The sequence below is a fragment of the Collinsella sp. An7 genome, from assembly GCF_002159335.1.
GTDB lineage: Bacteria > Actinomycetota > Coriobacteriia > Coriobacteriales > Coriobacteriaceae > Coprousia.
On the sequence record NZ_NFHP01000002.1, the window covers coordinates 145,534 to 162,224 of the forward strand.

Here is a 16,691-nt window from a genome sequence, read left to right on the forward strand (position 1 = left end):
AGCAGCGATGAAATACGCCTTCGTGTTCACCAAGCCGGAGGACGGCACCAGCTTCGAGATCGAGGGAGGCCGCTCCGCCCTCTGGGAGGCGCAGGAGAACGCCGCAGGCTGGCCGGATCGCGTCACCAACCAGAACCGCCTCGACTTCGCGTGGGCCTACGTTGCCGCCAAGCGCGCTGGGAAGCTCAAGGAGCTTGGCCTTGACGGCATGGAGTTCGATGAGGCCGTCGAGGCCCTTGCGGACACCTACGACGTTCTCATCAAGGACAACAAGCCCGACGCCCCTTTAGCGGGCGCGCGCCCCGAATAGCCGCGCTGAGCCTGAGAACGGGGTGCTCGCCGTATGACCTAGCGAGGCTGTGCGACGAGTACCCCGCTGTTTTCGATGAGTACGTGGACATGTTCTACGACGCTCAGGAGGAGCGGGGGCGCAAGGCCGACATGGAGGCGCGAAGGGCGAGGGTAAACAGGATTTTCAATCGCGGGAGGAAATGATGGCGTTCACTCACGGCGGCGGCGTCCGCATCGAGGCCAAGGGGCTTCAGGAGACCATCAAGGCCCTGCGCTCGATCAACAAGGAGCTTCCCCGCGAGTTCAAGAAGGGCCTGAAGCAGGACGCCAAGCCCATCCTCACCGACGCGCGAAACAACGCCCAGTCAATCGCCAGAACCGGCGCTTACGCGTCGAGCATGGCCATGCGCGCGATCTCGAACGGAATACGCATACAGAGCACCGACCCCGGCGCGGGAACCATCGAGTTCGCCAACGCCGGGGCCGTCTACCTTTCGGGCAGGCGCAGGGGCCTCCCCGTCGGAGTCCCGCAGGGCAACCCTCCCCGCGCCCTCGTGAGGGCCGTCCTCGACAACGAGGACGCCGTTGTGGACGCGGTAGAGACCCGCATCGAGCAGACCATAAGGAAGTACCTCAATGGGTAAGGCAAGCATCTCCATCGCCATATCCGGCTCCTACAACGCCTCTGCGGTCGAGAGGGCCGAGAAGTCCCTAGACCGCCTCGCGGTGAAGACCGCAGCGGCAGAGGGCTCCATGTCCAAGAGCTGGGTCGAGGCAGGCTCCAAGGCCGCCGAGGCTGGCGGTCGCATCTACAGCGCCGGGCAGCAGGTCGCCGATGCGGGCGACGCCATGACCGCAGGGGTAACCATTCCACTCGCGGCCATCGGCGCGGCATCGGCCAAGACCGCCATAGACTTCGAGAGCAGCATGAGCCGCGTAGAGGGCGCGCTGAACGACCCCAAGGCGAACATGGAGGAGCTTCGACAGCTCGCGCTCGACATGGGCGCGGACACGGTGTTCAGCGCCTCCGAGGCCGGTGCCGCCATGGAGGAGCTTGCCAAGGGAGGCCTTACAGCTGCGGACATCAAGGGCGGTGCGCTCAAGACCACCATGGACTTGGCAGCCGCCGGAAGCCTTCAGCTCGCCGATGCTGCCAACGTGACCGTTCAGGCCATGGGCGCGTTCGGCCTCACCGCCGACGAGACCGGCGAGGCGGCCAACGCCCTAGCGGGTGCTGCCGCCGCATCCTCTGCGGACGTCTCAGACCTCACGCAGGGCCTATCTCAGGTGTCCGCTCAGGCCCACAGCGCCGGGTGGAGCATCCAAGACACCACCGCCGTGCTCGGTGCCTTCGCCGACGCCGGCATCCGTGGAAGCGACGCGGGCACGTCGCTCAAGACGATGCTTCAGCGCCTCGCGGCCCCCACGGACAAGTCCGCCGCCATGATGGAGAGCCTTGGCATCAACGTCCGCGACGCGAACGGCAACATGCTTGACGCCGCCGGAGTCGCGGGCGAGCTTCAGGCCAAGCTGAGCGGCCTCGACTCCGCGACGCGCGATGCCGCGATCCAGACCATCTTCGGCGCTGACGCGTCCCGTGCGGCCCTCGTGATGATGAACCAAGGCACCGAGGGCATACAGCGCTACACCGCCGCCACGAACGACCAGACGGCGGCCCAGCGCCTCGCCGACTCCCAGATGGGCGACACGCAGCGCAGCATCGAGGAGATGAACGGCGCAATCGAGACCGCCTCCATCCAAGTGGGCAGCGCCCTCGCACCGGCGGTGACCGACGCCGCAGAGGCCGTGGGCGGCGCTGCCGACGCCTTCAGTCAGATGGACGAGGGCACGCAGCAGACCGTCATCGGCTTCGGCCTCGTGGCGGCTGCGGCAGGCCCCGTGCTGTCCGTCACCGGTCGCATAACCAAGGGCGTAGGCTCCATGTTCACGGCGTTCGGCAGGGCCAAGCAGGACATCGCGACCTATGCCGACGCGCTCACGACGACCAACGTCGCGTCACTCAAGGCTTATCAGGGCAACGACAAGCTGGCGAAGGCGCTCGAGCGCAACCCCGCCGCAAAGGCAGCCGGTGGCGTTCAGCAGTACATCGACGCGGTTACGGATTCGATTGTAAAGACACGCGATTACGAGCAGGCGGTCAAGAAGCTTACAACGGAGCAGCAGAAAGGCTCCAAGGCCAACGCCGACACCGTAGAAGCGCTTCAGAACGTTGTCGATGCTCGAAAGCAGGACATGGACGCGGCCAAGGGAACCGTCGAGGGATACAAGGCCTCGGCCACCGCAGCGCAGGCGAGCACCACCGCCGTGACCGCCCAGAGCGTGGCCATGAAGGCCGCATCCGTAGCGGCAACCGGCCTCAAGCTCGCGCTGGCGACCATCGCGCCGCTCGCGATCATCGCGGGAATCACCGCCTTGGTCGGCGTCTTCCAAGAGGCCAAGGAGCACGAGGACAACCTGAAGGCGGCAACGGAGGGCCTTACCGCAGCGACCGAGAAGGGCGTGAGCGCCTCGAACGCCGGGGCCGACGCCTTGGAGGGCTACGGGGCCTCCGCCGGTGTCGCAAAGGTTGACATTGACGAGATGCTTGAGTCCCAAGCCCAGCTCGCCCAGACGATCAGCGACACCAACACCAGCGCCTCGGCCCAGATGGCGCAGCTTCAGCAGGCCTACTCGACCATCCAGCAGTACGCCAACCACACCGACCTCGCCAACGACGCGCAGGCGCGGCTCCGCACCGCCGTCGATACGGTGAACGACCTGTGCGGAACGCAGATACAGGTGACGGATGCGGCAAACGGCAAGCTTTCGGATGAGCAGGGCGCTATCGAGAACGTGACGCAGTCGCTCGGCGGCTACATCGACCAGAAGATGCAGCAGATTCAGGTCGACGCGCAGCAGCAGAACCTCTCCGCGCTCTACCAGCAGCAGGCCGAGAACATCACAGCCCTTACGCAGGCGCAGCAGGAGTACAACAACGTATACGGCGACATGGACACCTTGGCGCAGAACTACTACAACACCATGGCTGCGCAAGGGGTTCCCATTACCATGGAGCAGGCGCGCGCAACCATAGAGGCAACCGCCGAGAACTCCAAGTACGGGCAGGCGGTTAAGGACGCGCAGGCGGCCCTCGACGCTACCAACACGTCGATCAACAACGTCTCATCGTCCATGACGGCGCAGGCCGCCATAGCAGACGGAAACGCCTTCAGCATGCAGAACCTCGTGCTGTCCAGCTCCACGGTCTCGACAGCCATGAATGCCGTGGGTGGCGACATCAACGACTTCGCCAACGACCTGAGCAACGCGGGCGTGTCCGTCGAGTCCTTCCGCAGCCTCAACGACCAGCAGCTCACGCAGCTCGTCGCGTCGTGGGACGGCACCTCGCAGAGCATCATCACGACGCTCGACAACATGGGCGTCCAGATGGGCGACGCGGGCCTCAACGCCGCCACCGCCTTGGCCAACGGCATGCAGAGCGGGACGGTCAACGTCGACACCGCCACGAGCATCCTGAAGGCCGCCGCAACGGGGGACTGGTCTAGCGTCTCGTCGCAGATGAGCAGCGCTGGAATCAGCCTACCGCAGAGCGTCGCCGACGGCATCACCGCCAACAGCTTCACGGCATCCGGCGCGACCAACACCATGCTCTCGATGATCGCGCTTCAGCTAACGGGCGGTGACGTTCCCGCAGCCGCGCAGCTCCTCGGCCACGACATCGACCAAGGCCTTGCAGACGGCATCGCCAACGGGACGCTCTCAGAGGAGCAGGCTGCGCTCCTCGGCGAGGACGTCATCAGCAAGGCCAAGGACACGCTGGAATCGCACTCGCCGTCTCAGGCTTTCTACCGCATCGGCTCCGACGTGGACGCTGGCCTCTCGAACGGCATCAGCGGCAACACGGACGGCCCGCTCAGCTCGATCGCGCAGCTCGGTCATCAGCTCATCGACCGAATCAGCGGGCTTCCGGGGGACGCGCAGAGCACGGGCAGCAGAGCCTCAAGCGGCCTCTCGTCCGGCCTCGCGGCGGGAATCGGCGCGGTGTCCTCAAGCGCCCGCAGCCTCGCCAGGAGCGCCTCGTCCGGCGTCTCCGGCACGCCCTCAGACCTTTCGAGCAAGGGCCGCATCGCCTCAAGCAACTTCGCCAGCGGCATCGGCTCCGGCGTCGGCTCCACCCTCAGCAACGCGCGGAGCCTCGCCAGCGCCGCAAGCAACATGCAGAACGCGGGCAACTCCTACGGGTGGGGCAGCCACCTCGCGAGCAACTTCGCCAGCGGCATCCGCGCTGGTATCACGTGGGTCTCGAACGCCGCTTGGAGCATTGTCAGCGCCGCCAAGCGCGCCATGGGCTTCTCAGTCCCGGAGGAAGGCCCGTGGTCTGGCGCCGAGAAGGGAGGCGAGACCTCCGGCCTGCACCTCGCGCAGAACTTCGCGAGCGGCATGCTCAAGGGTGAGGGAACCGTCTCCGACGCCGCCAGAAGGCTCGCCAGCGCTTCCTACTTCGAGGCGAACAACGGCGGGTTCTCCTCCGGCGTGCGCACCGTCGGCTACGGAACGGCGCAGCAGGACGGCGGAAGCGACGCCGAGGTTATGGCCATGCTGGGCGAGATGGTGAATCTTCTGCGCGAGATAGCATCCAAGGACACCAACGCCTACATCGGCGTTGACGCGGTCTCCACCGCGCTCGCGCAGAGCAGCAGGATCACGGCACGAGGAAGGGGGTACGCCGTATGAGCTTCGACCAGAGGATACAGTTCGACGGCCACGACCTCTCACCGTACATGCTCGTGACCGACATCAAGCGGCAGGTGGTGCCCAAGCGCCGCATCACGCAGACGCAGGTTCCCGGCATGGACGGCGCGCTCGTCTCCTCCGTGGAGCTTGACGCCATCGAGGTCACCGTGAGCGGCTGCATCACCCGCCGCCTCATGAGCGAGGTAACCGAGGCGCGCAAGGCACTCTCGGCGTGCCTGATGTCCGCCGACCCCGCTCCGCTGGTTCTGCCAGATGACCCAACGACCTACCTCATGGCGCTCTACGAGGGCGGGGCGGAGCTGAGCAAGCCCGCCTACATCCCCGACGTGGAGCTTGTGTTCCTCTGCGCAGACCCGGTGGCCTACGGGCAACGTCGCAGCGTCGAGGTGAGCGGAACCAAGCGCGTGCGGGTCGGCGGGAGCTATCCGGCGCGCCCCGTCGTGACCGTAAAGCCTCCCAAGGGCAGCCAGTGGCAGATAACCAACGTAGGAACTGGGGAGTACGTGCGCGTGCTCGCGAGCTTCACCGGCTCACAGACCTTGGTGCTCGACATGGGGCTTGAGCGCTGCACCGTCAACGGCACGGATCACGCCGTGGACATCACGAGCGACTTCTTTTCCATCGCGGGCGATGCGTCGCTCATGGTGTCGGGCGGCACCGCAACCGTCGAGTGGGACGAGAGGTGGCTGTGATGCGCGTAGACGTTTACAGCCGGCACGACGCATACGTCGGCACCATAGGGGCGCGCCAGCTGCTCAACTTCGTGTGGACGGACTGCCTCAACGGCGAGGACACCGTGGACATCACCACGACCTTTCCGCTCAAGGAGGGGTACCGCCTCGTATGGCAAGACCTCAACGGCGTGCCGCACGAGCACGTGTGCCAAGACCCGCAGGGCGCGAGCGCCGCAGGGCTTCCCATCTACAGCGACACCGCGCTCAACTCAATCTGCGAGCTTTTCGGCGACTACATCGAGGACAAGCGTCCCTACGGCTACAGCTTCCAGCGCGCCCTCGAGGTGTGCCTTGAGCCTACCCGCTGGGAGGTCGGGACGGTAGACCAGCCGGGTACCGTTTCCGACGGCCTCACCTTCTACCACACCGACTGCCGCTCCGCCCTCAACAGCATCCTAGAGTGCGGCGGCGAGCTTGAGACCTCAATCACCGTCGGTGCGAGCGGCGTCACGGGCCGTCGCGTCTCCATCCTCAAGCACCGTGGGGAGGCGAACGGTCACCGCCGCTTCAGCTACGGCAAGGACATCAACAGCATCACGCGCACCGAGCACTGGGGAGCCATCACAGCGTGCTACGGCTACGGCAAGGGCGTCGAGACGGACGCGGGCGGCTACGGGCGCAAGCTCACCTTCGGCGAGATCAACAACGGCAAGGACTACGTTGAGGACGCCGAAGCCCTCAAGCTGTACGGACGCCCCGACGGCAAGGGCGGACTCAAGCACGTGTTCGGAAAGTACGAGAACTCGAGCTGCGAGGACGCGCAGCAGCTCAAGGACGAGACGCAGGACTACCTAGGCCAGCACAAGACGCCCGGCGTCACCTACGAGGCGGACGTGGTTGACCTCGTGGCCATGGGCCGCCCGTGGGAGGGCGTTGGCGTCGGCGATGACACGCAGATGGTAGATAGCAGCTTCGAGCCCACGCTTCGGTGCCAAGGGCGCGTTACCAAGCTGGTCATCGACATCCTAGCCAAGACGCAGAAGGTGACGCTCGGCAACGTGACCGAGAGCATCGCCGACATCTTGCAGCAGCAACAGCAGCAGATAACGCACTTGCAGAACCAGTCGGGCAGCTGGGACGCCGTTGCGGGAACCACGCCAGCATTCCTGCAACAGCTCATAGATTCGCTGAACGAGCAGTTCAACCTCAACGGCATGAGCTACATGCACGTGAGCTTCGAGAACGGCTTCATATTCTCGAGTGTTCCGCTTGACGAGGACGGCAGGCCGACCGCAACGGGCGGCACGGCCATGCAGCTGTGCTCGCTTGGATTCCGCATCGCTGCGGGAACCAAGGCCGACGGCTCCTACGACTGGCGCACGTTCGGTACGGGTAACGGCTTCGTAGCCGACTGGATCACGACCGGAACGCTCATGGCCAACCTCATCAAGGCGGGCCGCATGGTCGTGGGTGACCCTAACGACCCCGTTTTCATGGTCGACTTCGATTCCGGCGACGTGGCCATATCCGCCACCGCCTCCGTTGGAAGCAGCACGGCGGGCGAGATAGTCATATCCGCCGACGTTCAGTACGGCCTTTCGGATTCCGCCACCGCACAGCCCACGTCATGGACTACCACGGCCCTCTGGCAGAAGGGAAAGCACCTCTGGACGCGCGTGAAGATGACGCTCGCGGACGGCTCGGTGCAGTACACGACCCCGCGCCGCATCACCAACGACAAGGGCATAGGCGCTTCCGAGGTCGTTGAGCAGTACTACCTCTCCACGAGCCAGACCACACAGACGGGCGGCCAGTGGCAGAACTCGCAGCCGAAATGGGTCAAGGGACGCTACTACTGGACGCGCTCAAGGATAACGTGGTCTGACGGAACAATAACCTTCACGGAGCCGGTTCTTGCGAGCGCCCTTACCAGCGGCAACCAGTCGACCGACGATCTGGACACCAAGCTCGACAAGGAGGAGGTGTTCAACCGCCTGACGGACAACGGGGCGGTGCAGGGCCTCTACATGAAGGACGGCAAGCTGTACCTCAACGGAGAGTACATCAAGACCGGCACCATCAAGGTTGAGAAGAACGGGAAGACCGTCTTCAGCGCCGACATCGACACTGGCGACGTGACGATCTCCGCCCTTGCGAACCTCGCGGGTTCTCAGGCCGGTTCCGTCGTGGTGTCAACCGATGTGCAATACGGTCTTTCGGGCAGCGCGACCACCGAGCCGACGAGCTGGACGAGCACCGCGCTCTGGTCTCAGGGGAAGCACCTTTGGACGCGCGTAAAAATGACGCTCGCCGACGGAACTACCGAGTACACACAGGCAAGGCGCATAGCGAACGACGGCGGCATAGGAGCTAAGGAGGTAGTGGAGCAATACTACCTGAGCACCAGCAGCACCACGCAAGCGGGCGGCTCTTGGTCAACCACGCAGCAGACGTGGGTGGCCGGTCGCTACTACTGGACGCGCAGCCGCATCACGTGGTCTGACGGGACGGTTACCTACACCGACCCCGTTCTCGCGCGGGCGCTCACGAGCGGCAACCAGAGCACGAACGACCTAGACAACTCGCTAACGCAGCTCGATGTGTTCAATCGACTGACTAATAACGGGCAGACGCAGGGTGTTTACCTCAGCAACGGGAAGCTCTATATCAACGGAGACTACATCAAGAGCGGTGTCGTGGACGCCGCTCTCGTAAAGGCGGGAATCCTGACCGACAAGAGCGGCAAGAACTCCTGGGATCTGGAGAGCGGTGACCTATCTGTCACTAACGGCACGGTCAAGATTGCCGGGTCTTGGAACACGGTAGAAATCAGCCCAGAAAACGGTCTGATGATTACTGACGAATACGGAGACGTCGTGTTCAGGGTTGAGAGGGACTCAAAGGACACTTCCAACATAGAAGTCATGCGAATCAAGTTCGGTGAAAACGTCCTCGCAACGCTGAGCGCAAACACAAATCAGGACTGCACCCTCTACATGGATGTCTATGATGCGAAAAGCGTTCCCGACGCGAATCTCTCCGCAAGTCTTCAGCTGTCTCCAAAGAGCATAGAGATGACGAGCAACAGAAGAGTTTCCGTCGGAGCAACGAGATCGGTATTCGGGATTCGCATCACCGATGCCGGAATCCAGTACCTCAACTCAAGCTATGGGCGATGGGTCGGGTTGGAGGAGTACGTGAAAGACAGGAACCAATAGCACGATATGAATTGATGGGGGGCCTTTGATGTCCGTAGAGCACAACATAGTCCTAGAAGTCAACAAGAGCACGTCGCTCGTGCCGCCGCGCGTCGTGGTGCGCGAGGGCGACGTGGCCACGCAGACCATCAGCGCCCAGCTCATGAACGACGGCGAGAAATACACGCCCAGCGGCCTGACGGCGCGCCTCGACATCCTCAAGGCCGACGGGACGTGGGCGCGCTGCACGGCGTCCATCTCCGGCAGCATCGTGAAGTGCACGCTCCCGTCTCAGGCGGTCTCGTCACCCGGCTTGGCGAGGCTCGCGCACTTCGTGCTCTACAGCGGAACGTCGAAGGCGGAATCCACCGAGGGCTTCGAGCTGAGAATCCTGCCCGCCGTGGACACGTCCGACCCCGAGGCTGCCGCAGAGTACTACGATGACATGCTCACCAAGCTCTACGAGAAGTGGGAAGCCTACGAGAAGAAGGCCGAGAGCCAAGAGTCCGCGCGCGTAAGCGCAGAGAACGCCCGCAAGAGCAACGAGTCGGCGCGCCAGAAGGCCGAGGAGACCCGCGAGAGCCAAGAGGAAGCGAGGGCCACCGCCGAGGAGAACCGCGTGACGGAGTTCAACTCGCTCAAGAGCCAATCTCAAGCCGCCACGAACGCGGCGAACGGTGCGGCCACAAACGCCAACAACGCGGCGACCTACGCCCGCAACGTCGCGGACAACCTGCAATCGAGCGTCGTGGGGGACGAGGACGTGGCCGAGATGCGCGCCCAGATCGACAAGCTCGGTTCGATGCTCGCCGACTCCACAGGCGGGTTCTTCTACATGGACGGCACGGTGTACTGCCCAAGCTCCAAGGCGTCCGTATCCGGCAGCACCGTAACCTTCGGCTCGACCTGCACGGCGAGCGGCACGACCATAACCCTCGAGTAGAAAGGCAAGTAAATGGCAGACGCGAAGACCCTCAACGTCAACGGAACCAACTACAGCATCATCGACCAGACGGCGCGAAATTCCGCAACGCTGGCATCGACCAACGCCGAGTACGACCGTCAGGAGTTCAACGGCATCTATGCGGGCCGCAACCTCAACTCGCTGTTCTCCGGTCAGTCCGACCTCTACGCCTACCTCGGCGGGCTGTGTGACTCTGGCTTCGGCAACCTGCGCATCGGCGACTACTTCACCGTGCCCGTCGAGAGCAACAACCTCACGGCGCGCATCGCGGGCATGGACACCTACCTCAACGCCATGGACACGCAGCTCACCCAGCATCATCTCGTGTGCCTGTTCGATCCCATCGCCATTACCGACACGGACTGGCAGACGACAGACGGGCAGTACCTCTACTGGGGAGACACCGAGAGCAATCAGGGCACGGCGGAGGAGAAGCACCCGTACCTCAACAGCAACCTGCACAAGTGGGAGACCGAGTGGCTTTTCCCGAAGCTCCCGCAGGCGCTCCGCAACCGCATCATCGACCGCCGGTGCCTGCTTGAGGAGCGCTACAGCGCGAGCGGCAACGTCGAGGAGTCCACGGGCTGGTCTTGGGCCAACCTCGGCAAGGTTTGGTCGCTCAACGAGATGGAGGTGTACGGCGCGCCCGTATGGGGTACGCATGGCTACTCCGTCGGAGAGAGCTGCCAGCTGCCCATCTTCCGCCAGACCAAAGACCGCGTGAAAGTTCGCGTCCCTTGGTGGCTTCGCTCCGTCGTGGGTGGTTCGGCGTCCGACGTCTGCTGTTGCGCCAGCGGCGGCAACGCCAACGGCACCTCCCCTCGCAACACGTGGGTGCGGCCCCGCCCCGGCTTCCTCCTCAGCTGATTCATTCAGCTGAACCACGGCTATACTTACGGCGACCGCCTTGCGCGGTCGCCCTTTGCTTTTGTTCTTATATGCCCGCGAAGCGGGCCGAATTTTTGGGGGCGAAATGAGCCAAGTATTCCAACGGAACCGCAAGGAGGCCGACACGGACTTCCTAAGCCTCGCGGCAGACATACGCCTTGAGGTGCTTTCCCTCGTGAGCAACGAGAACGTGGTGCCGAAGCGCAAGAGGCTCATTCTGGGCGTCCCCATGGCAGAAACCGCCCGCTCGCTGGTGTACAACGTGAACAGGGCCAACCGCTTCTACCCAAGCAACTCCTTTAACGTGTTGGAGCGCAAGAGGTATCTGGGACTCGCCATGGCGGACTGCGATCAGCTTGAGCAGGACTTCCAGTGCCTCATCGCCATGAAGTGCACCACCGCGAGCGAGCTTGAGCGCATCTCCGGCATGATCCGCGACGAGGCGGACAAGGTCTCCAAAAAGCGCAAGTACACGCGCATAATCGGCAGGGAGTCGGCGGAGGACAGGCTTGCCGCCGCGAGGGCCGAGACCGAGCGCCTAGAGGCCGTGGTGCTCGAACAGCCGGGCGGCTATAATGCGTAGCGGTTGCGCTTTGTTATTCGCGTCAATTGGTGGCTTCGCTCCGTCGTGGGTGGTTCGGCGTCCAACGTCTGCTATTGCAACAACAACGGCAACGCCAACGGCACCTCCCCTCGCAACACGTGGGTGCGGCCCCGCCCCGGCTTCCCTTTCACTGCCAGACCGAGTAAGCGAGAGCCGAAAGCCGAGCGCAAAGAGGAAGGAAGGCGCGACCATCGGCCTCAGCGCCGTAAATATGCACCCCGCGCGGGGAGCCGGACGCTTCTTGCATGGCCGGGCGCTCCGGCGCTCAGCCCGGTTTCATGGTCTCCCCGCAAAGCGGCTGTTCGAGCGCCACTGCTAGCCGTGCGGGGTGCCCTCCATGAACTCAGACGACAGGCGCGCTGCCCGCAGGGCTAGGCGCGAGGAAAAGCGCGCCCGCAACAGGGCCGAGAGAATAGACGGCCTCACGCTTGAGCGTATCGCCGACATGGACGCGCTCTACGACGCCGCCATGAAGTCGAGGCGCGGTGTGTCGTGGAAGGCGTCTGTTCAGGGCTACTGCCTCCACGTTCTGGGCAACGTCTACAAGGCACGCCAAGACCTGCTGAACGGCGAGGACATCCGGCGCGGCTTCCACGAGTTCGACCTCATTGAGCGCGGCAAGCTTCGGCACATATCGTCCGTGCACTTCAGCGAGCGGGTCGTACACAAGTCGCTGAGCCAGAACGCGCTCGTCCCCGCGATCATGCCGACGCTCACCGCCGGCAACTCCGCCAACATGAAGGGCAGGGGCGTCGACTACGCTATAGCGCGGCTCAAGAACCAGCTCGCGCGCCACTACCGGCGGCACGGAACCGATGGCTACGTGCTGCTCGTTGACTTCAGCGACTACTTCGCGCGCATCGACCACGACGCGGCCAAGCGGCTCGTGATGAAGGCCCTCGATGACGAACGTCTCGTGGCGCTGACAAACGGCCTCATAGACGCATGCGGCGACGTGGGCCTCGGCCTCGGAAGCGAGCCGAACCAGATACTCGCGGTTGCGCTCCCGAACCCCATCGACCACTGGGCGGAGGAGATGGCGGGGCTTGAGGCGACGGGCCGCTACATGGACGATTCCTACTACATCGACATGAGCAAGGACAAGCTCAAGCTGGTCTTGGCCTGCATCGAGATACTGTGCGATGACCTCGGCATCACAATCAACAAGAAGAAGACGCGTATCGTCAAGCTATCGCGCGGCTTCAGGTTCCTCAAGAAGCGGTTCTACTACGGCCCCACGGGCAAGGTCGTCGTGCGCCCGAGCCGCGAGGCCATAACCCGCGAGCGCCGCAAGCTCAAGGCGATGCGCCGCATGCTAGACCGTGGCGAGATAACGCTGAGGCAGATAAACCAGTCATACCAGAGCTGGCGCGGCGGCATGCTCAGGCTCGACGCGCACGAAACCGTCCTCAGCATGGACAGGCTCTACAAGGAGCTGTTCGTCAATGAATACCCCCCCCCCGGAGCGGAAATCCTGACCCTGACTAGGCTCAAGGCCGCCGCGTAATCTCACGCCGCCCATACGATGTGCGCACCCTATGAAAGGAGTGCGCCATGGAGCGAACCAGAGAGGCCATCGAGGCCGAGATCAACGGTTACAAGCAGCTTCTCGTGCAGAGCGACTACAAGGCCCTCAAGCACGCTGACGGCGTTATGCCAGATGAGGAATGGGAGCCGGTCAAGGCCCAGCGCGAGGAGCTTCGCGCCAAGATCAACGCCTGCGAGGCCGAGCTTGAGACGGCCCCCTCGGCTTATGTGCCGGAGGAGGCATGAGCGGGGATGCCCTAGCGGGAGGGTTCGAGGCCGCCGCCATAGCCGAGCCGCTTGCCGCCCTCCTCGCCTTCACCGTTGCGGCTATCTGCTTCGTGGTCGTCAAGTGGGGAATGCCCCAGCGCCGCGCCCTCAAGGAGAAGCAGCTTGAGAACGAGCGCGCCATCGAGGAGAAGAAGCTTGAGATCGAGCGCTACCGCATCGAGGTGCAGGAGACGGCGGACAAGGCCCTCGACTCCCGCGAGCGCGAGCGCATCAAGACCACCCAGCAGCAGGTGGCCGCGCAGAACGAGCAGACGCGCGTCATCGAGACGCTTTCCAACGGCCAGCAGGCGCAGACGCGAATCCTAGAGGTGCTCTCTACGCAGGTCGGTGACTCCAAGGAGCGCAGCCACGAGATGGGCGGGCGCTTGGAGCACACCGAGGCCACCGCCCAGCGCATCGACCAGACCACCTCGCACATGGCCAAGCAGATTGACGAGGTTCACGCAATCGTCGTCCGACGCAAGGGAGCGGGCGATGAAGGTTAGAAAGGGGTTCAACCATGACCAAGGACGGAATCAAGAAGTGGTTCGTCGCGGCTGGCGTCCGCGCCGTCAAGACCGCAGCCCAGACGGCGCTCGCCGCCATGGGAACGACCGTGGTCTCCATTACCGCGCTGGACTGGCCGCAGATCGCGGCGCTCGCGGCCACGGCTGCGGTCGCGTCGGTGCTCACGAGCATCGTTGGCGTGCCGGAGGTGGAGGAAGGCACAAGCCCGCTCTCCAAGCAGCAGTAGCGCTCCTTCTCGTGGCCCTGTTCCTCTTCGGCGCGCTCGTGGTATGGACTCAGCCGCAGCCCGTCGAGGAGGAGCCGGAGCAGCTCCCCGTCGTGTACGACACGCCCGCCGAGCCGCAAGTCCCGCTCTACATGCAGACGGACGAGCGGTGGGGCGGGCTGCCCTACGCCGGCGCAGACCTCGCCACGTCCGGCTGCGGTCTCACGTGCGCTGCCATGGCTTGGGAGAGGCTTTCTGGCGAGACGTGCACGCCGCCCATGCTGCTCAACCTCGTGGGCAACGACTACGTTCAGGACGGGCAGAACTACATGCCCGGCTTCTGCGAGTGGATGGCGCAGCAAGACCCGAAGCTCGACTACACGGTTCTCTACGAGGACAGATCGCGGGCGCTTGAGGAGTCCGCCGCCGGGCGTCTGGTGTTCGGAACCATGGAGAGCGCGCTCCACGAGGACGGGCGCGAGTACGGCGGCCACGTGGTGCTCATAACGGAGAACCTTTACGGACACATCACAATCCACGACCCGTGCGAGGCGTATCCCGTCGCACTCGACTACGACGAGTTCAACGCCGTCGCTTGGGACTACTTCATCTCGATCGGAAGGGGCTAGAAATGTCCATGAACGGTATCGACATCAGCAACTGGCAGAACGGCATCAACCTCGACGCCGTTCCCTATGACTTCATCATCGCCAAGGCCACGCAGGGCAAGACCTACGTCTCCCCGGACTGCGCGCGTCAGGTCGAGCAGGCCCGCGCTCGTGGCAAGCTTTTCGGCGTATATCACTACATCGACGGTTCCGGCGCTATCGGCGAGGCCGACTTCTTCATCGACAACATCAAGAACTGGGTCGGCGAGGGCATGCTGTGCCTCGACTGGGAAAGCAACCAGAACAGCGCGTGGGGCAACGAGGACTACCTGCGGCAGGTCGCGCAGCGCGTCATCGACCGCACCGGAATCCCGCCCGTCATCTACGTGCAGCAGAGCCGCATGGCTCAGGTGAAGCCAATCGCCGACGCGCTCAACTGCGCCCTCTGGATCGCACAGTACGCAAACATGAACGCCACCGGTTATCAGGATGCGCCTTGGAACGAGGGGGCCTACTCGTGCGCCATCCGCCAGTACAGCTCTTGCGGCCGCCTCTCCGGCTACAGCGGAAACCTCGACCTGAACAAGGCGTACATGGACGCTGCGGCTTGGAAGAAGTACGCCAACCCCGGCGGCAGCACCTCGACCCCTGCGCCGTCCCCGTCCCAGCCGGCGGACTCCGCGCCGTCCGGCTCCACGCTCGACCTCGTGTACCACATCGTCACGAACAACATCAACGGCGATGCCCGTAGGGACTACTGCGGCAGCCGCTACGACGAGGTCCAGGGCTTCATCAACGACACCCACGACGCCTCCGCGTCCACGCTCGCCAAGTGGATCAGGGCCGGGAAGTACGGAAACAACCCGGTTCGCCAGACCGTCATCGAGGCGTGCGGAGGCAAGTACCGGGAGGCGCAGGACATCATCAACGGGAAGTCCCGCACCTACACCGTCAGGAGCGGTGACACGCTCTCTGGCATCGGCGCCAAGCTCGGCGTCAGCTGGAAGGGCATAGCGAGCAAGAACGGCATCTCGTCGCCGTACACCATCTATCCCGGCCAGAAGCTCAAGTACTAGGAGGAAGCCATGCAGACCATCAACGCCAAGTACACCTCTACCAAGCAGAAGGGCGCTCAGGAGGTGAGCCTCTACATCGAGGGGCTCCCTTCTGGCGGCTCCGCTACCGTCGATGACGGCTCAATCACAACCGACAAGCTCGCCTCCAAGGCCGTAACCGCCGACAAGATCGCCGACGGCGTGATTCCGGAGAAGTACACGCTCCCGGCCGCGTCGGCCTCCGCGCTCGGCGGCGTGAAGCAGGTCGATTATGTCGCAGACCCCGCCGGTGAGACGCCGACCAAGGCGGAGTTCATCTCCCTGCGCGACGCCATGGTCACCGCTGGCGTCATGAAGCCCGCGAGCTAGGCCGCGCGGCTGAAGCGCAGGTAGACGGCCCCGTTCACGACGGTCATCATCGTTCGAGTATTTTTGCAAACGGGGCACCCTTAAAGTCTGAAGCCCAGATACCCATCGGTACCTGGGCTTTTTGCTATCCAGCGCCGGGATTCGAACCCGACAGGGCCCCATGGTGAGCAAAGCGCGCAGCTCCCCCACTCACCCCAAGTCAATAACCGCTTCGTCGCCAACGTAGACAAAATCACCATGGCGCTGCGGGGCCATCAGAACACCCCAGCTCACAAACGCCTGCAGCAGCGCCAATTCAATGGTGCGCACGTCGTCGTACATCTGGTACGGCAATGACAGCGTCCCCGCGGCGATACGCTCCTTTAGCGCCGTGAGCTCTGGCGTCTCGTGTTCACCCGCCGCCAGCGCGCGCATCCACGTAAAGATGCGCAACGCCCTGTAAGTGCGGCGCTTTTGCTCATCAAGCGCGCAGTACACCTCTTCCATGGTGTATGCGCCACACTTCGTGTGGAACAGGAACAGGCACGCATCGCACCCACGCACCAGGTCGTCGTATTCAGCCTGCTTGCCCGCCTCGTGCCGCGCGATGGCGATGCTCTCGTGCTCCCACACCACGAGCACGAAGCGCTGCCCGTACGGCACACACGCATTGTTCACGCTGTTGATGAACGCCGAGAGCGCTAGGCGGTCGCCCCGTAGCTCCTCGCTCGACCCTAGAAAGATGCGCGTCGTGTGCAT

The 16,691-nt window shown here is 63.9% G+C and carries 17 protein-coding genes; 16 read left to right on the forward strand and 1 reads right to left on the reverse strand.

The features are described 5' to 3' along the window. Window positions 1-7 precede the first annotated feature (7 nt). From B5G20_RS02890 to B5G20_RS02960, 16 genes are all read left to right on the forward strand, one after another. The gene (locus tag B5G20_RS02890) at window positions 8-310 is read left to right on the forward strand and encodes a hypothetical protein (RefSeq protein ID WP_087354881.1); all 303 of its coding nucleotides are present in this window, start codon (window positions 8-10) and stop codon (window positions 308-310) included. A gap of 184 nt (window positions 311-494) precedes the next feature. Next, the gene (locus B5G20_RS02895) at window positions 495-935 is read left to right on the forward strand and encodes a hypothetical protein (protein WP_087354883.1); all 441 of its coding nucleotides are present in this window, start codon (window positions 495-497) and stop codon (window positions 933-935) included. Continuing rightward, window positions 928-5,046 (forward strand): phage tail tape measure protein, encoded by a 4,119-nt coding sequence (locus B5G20_RS02900; protein WP_087354885.1) that lies wholly within the window; start codon window positions 928-930, stop codon window positions 5,044-5,046. Before B5G20_RS02895 ends, B5G20_RS02900 begins: the two co-directional genes overlap by 8 nt. Continuing rightward, window positions 5,043-5,759 carry a distal tail protein Dit gene (locus tag B5G20_RS02905; protein ID WP_087354886.1) on the forward strand — a complete coding sequence of 239 codons (717 nt, stop codon included), beginning with the start codon at window positions 5,043-5,045 and terminating at the stop codon, window positions 5,757-5,759. Before B5G20_RS02900 ends, B5G20_RS02905 begins: the two co-directional genes overlap by 4 nt. Then, on the forward strand, window positions 5,759-8,959 hold the full coding sequence (locus B5G20_RS02910; RefSeq protein ID WP_087354888.1) for a phage tail spike protein: 3,201 nt from the start codon (window positions 5,759-5,761) through the stop codon (window positions 8,957-8,959). The genes B5G20_RS02905 and B5G20_RS02910 overlap by 1 nt, the downstream gene beginning before the upstream one ends. Window positions 8,960-8,987: 28 nt before the next feature. After that, window positions 8,988-9,881: a BppU family phage baseplate upper protein gene (locus tag B5G20_RS02915; protein WP_087354892.1), complete on the forward strand. Its 894-nt coding sequence runs from the start codon at window positions 8,988-8,990 to the stop codon at window positions 9,879-9,881. Between the two features lie 12 nt (window positions 9,882-9,893). Then, window positions 9,894-10,769: a DUF6273 domain-containing protein gene (locus B5G20_RS02920; RefSeq protein WP_087354893.1), complete on the forward strand. Its 876-nt coding sequence runs from the start codon at window positions 9,894-9,896 to the stop codon at window positions 10,767-10,769. 106 nt (window positions 10,770-10,875) lie between these two features. Next, window positions 10,876-11,373, forward strand: coding sequence for a hypothetical protein (locus tag B5G20_RS02925; protein WP_087354896.1), 498 nt, complete (start codon window positions 10,876-10,878; stop codon window positions 11,371-11,373). Between the two features lie 3 nt (window positions 11,374-11,376). After that, window positions 11,377-11,769, forward strand: coding sequence for a DUF6273 domain-containing protein (locus B5G20_RS10660; protein WP_343283985.1), 393 nt, complete (start codon window positions 11,377-11,379; stop codon window positions 11,767-11,769). Further along, the gene (locus tag B5G20_RS02930) at window positions 11,732-12,901 is read left to right on the forward strand and encodes a reverse transcriptase domain-containing protein (RefSeq protein ID WP_087354898.1); all 1,170 of its coding nucleotides are present in this window, start codon (window positions 11,732-11,734) and stop codon (window positions 12,899-12,901) included. The genes B5G20_RS10660 and B5G20_RS02930 overlap by 38 nt, the downstream gene beginning before the upstream one ends. 47 nt (window positions 12,902-12,948) lie before the next feature. Continuing rightward, the gene (locus B5G20_RS02935) at window positions 12,949-13,167 is read left to right on the forward strand and encodes a hypothetical protein (RefSeq protein WP_087354899.1); all 219 of its coding nucleotides are present in this window, start codon (window positions 12,949-12,951) and stop codon (window positions 13,165-13,167) included. Then, window positions 13,164-13,694: a hypothetical protein gene (locus B5G20_RS02940; protein WP_087354902.1), complete on the forward strand. Its 531-nt coding sequence runs from the start codon at window positions 13,164-13,166 to the stop codon at window positions 13,692-13,694. The genes B5G20_RS02935 and B5G20_RS02940 overlap by 4 nt, the downstream gene beginning before the upstream one ends. Before the next feature lie 14 nt (window positions 13,695-13,708). After that, on the forward strand, window positions 13,709-13,942 hold the full coding sequence (locus B5G20_RS02945; protein WP_087354905.1) for a holin: 234 nt from the start codon (window positions 13,709-13,711) through the stop codon (window positions 13,940-13,942). Window positions 13,943-13,953: 11 nt separating this feature from the next. Continuing rightward, window positions 13,954-14,550, forward strand: coding sequence for a C39 family peptidase (locus B5G20_RS02950; RefSeq protein ID WP_087354907.1), 597 nt, complete (start codon window positions 13,954-13,956; stop codon window positions 14,548-14,550). Between the two features lie 2 nt (window positions 14,551-14,552). Then, window positions 14,553-15,605 carry a GH25 family lysozyme gene (locus tag B5G20_RS02955; protein ID WP_087354908.1) on the forward strand — a complete coding sequence of 351 codons (1,053 nt, stop codon included), beginning with the start codon at window positions 14,553-14,555 and terminating at the stop codon, window positions 15,603-15,605. 9 nt (window positions 15,606-15,614) lie between these two features. After that, on the forward strand, window positions 15,615-15,953 hold the full coding sequence (locus B5G20_RS02960) for a head fiber protein (RefSeq protein WP_087354910.1): 339 nt from the start codon (window positions 15,615-15,617) through the stop codon (window positions 15,951-15,953). 189 nt (window positions 15,954-16,142) lie between these two features. On the opposite strand, the gene B5G20_RS02965 is transcribed toward B5G20_RS02960, so the two are convergent. After that, window positions 16,143-16,691, reverse strand: coding sequence for a hypothetical protein (locus B5G20_RS02965; protein WP_087354912.1), 549 nt, complete (start codon window positions 16,689-16,691; stop codon window positions 16,143-16,145).